This is a genomic window from Weissella paramesenteroides ATCC 33313 (assembly GCF_000160575.1).
Taxonomy (GTDB): domain Bacteria; phylum Bacillota; class Bacilli; order Lactobacillales; family Lactobacillaceae; genus Weissella; species Weissella paramesenteroides.
The window spans coordinates 1-802 of the sequence record NZ_GG697140.1 but is presented as its reverse complement, the minus strand read 5'-3'; the positions used below and the strand labels follow the sequence as shown (position 1 = coordinate 802).

General features: G+C 49.3%; 8 tRNA genes. All 8 read left to right on the top strand.

The features are described from left to right. Positions 1-49 precede the first annotated feature (49 nt). The 8 genes from HMPREF0877_RS09755 to HMPREF0877_RS09720 all read left to right on the top strand — a co-directional run bounded on the left by HMPREF0877_RS09755 (position 50) and on the right by HMPREF0877_RS09720 (position 779). Positions 50-122: transfer RNA gene (locus tag HMPREF0877_RS09755), tRNA-Thr, on the top strand. 4 nt (positions 123-126) lie between these two features. Next, positions 127-199: transfer RNA gene (locus tag HMPREF0877_RS09750), tRNA-Gly, on the top strand. 2 nt (positions 200-201) lie between these two features. Next, positions 202-285 (top strand) — tRNA-Leu (locus HMPREF0877_RS09745). Between the two features lie 8 nt (positions 286-293). Next, positions 294-367: transfer RNA gene (locus HMPREF0877_RS09740), tRNA-Arg, on the top strand. A 41-nt stretch (positions 368-408) separates the two neighbouring features. Further along, positions 409-482, top strand: a tRNA-Pro gene (locus HMPREF0877_RS09735). A gap of 23 nt (positions 483-505) precedes the next feature. Then, positions 506-579, top strand: a tRNA-Met gene (locus tag HMPREF0877_RS09730). Between the two features lie 16 nt (positions 580-595). Continuing rightward, a tRNA-Ile gene (locus HMPREF0877_RS09725) sits at positions 596-669 on the top strand. Between the two features lie 20 nt (positions 670-689). Then, positions 690-779: transfer RNA gene (locus HMPREF0877_RS09720), tRNA-Ser, on the top strand. The last annotated feature ends 23 nt before the right edge of the window (positions 780-802 follow it).

Here is an 802-nt window from a genome sequence, read left to right as displayed (position 1 = left end):
CTTTAATAATATGTATCTATTTCGTCAAACTGGTAACTATGTATTTGTTGCCGACTTAGCTCAGTTGGTAGAGCATCGCTCTTGTAAAGCGGAGGTCGAAGGTTCGAACCCTTTAGTCGGCATCATGCGAATATAGTTCAGCTGGTAGAACGCTACCTTGCCATGGTAGAGGTCGCGGGTTCGAATCCCGTTGTTCGCTTTGCCGGCTTGGCGGAATAGGCAGACGCACAGGACTTAAAATCCTGCGATGGAGACATCGTACCGGTTCGATCCCGGTAGCCGGCATATTATTTGCACCTATAGCGCAACTGGATAGAGTGTCTGACTACGAATCAGAAGGTTGAAGGTTCGAATCCTTCTAGGTGCATTACAAACGTTAGTTTGTTTATTATTGCTAGTTAGCATGTTCGGGACGTAGCTCAGTTTGGTAGAGCACCTGGTTTGGGACCAGGGGGTCGCAGGTTCGAATCCTGTCGTCCCGATTATAGCACTAAGTGTTATGATTCGCGGTGTAGCTCAGCTGGCTAGAGCGTCCGGTTCATACCCGGGAGGTCGAGGGTTCGATTCCCCCCGCCGCGATTGGCTCAAATAACTTGGACCTTTAGCTCAGTTGGTTAGAGCAGACGGCTCATAACCGTCCGGTCGTTGGTTCGAGTCCAACAAGGTCCATTTAGGCCTTAGGTATTTATGGAGAATTACCCAAGTCTGGCTGAAGGGAACGGTCTTGAAAACCGTCAGGTCGGGAAACCGGCGCGTGGGTTCGAATCCCACATTCTCCTTTGTCATCGTTTGATGATTATTA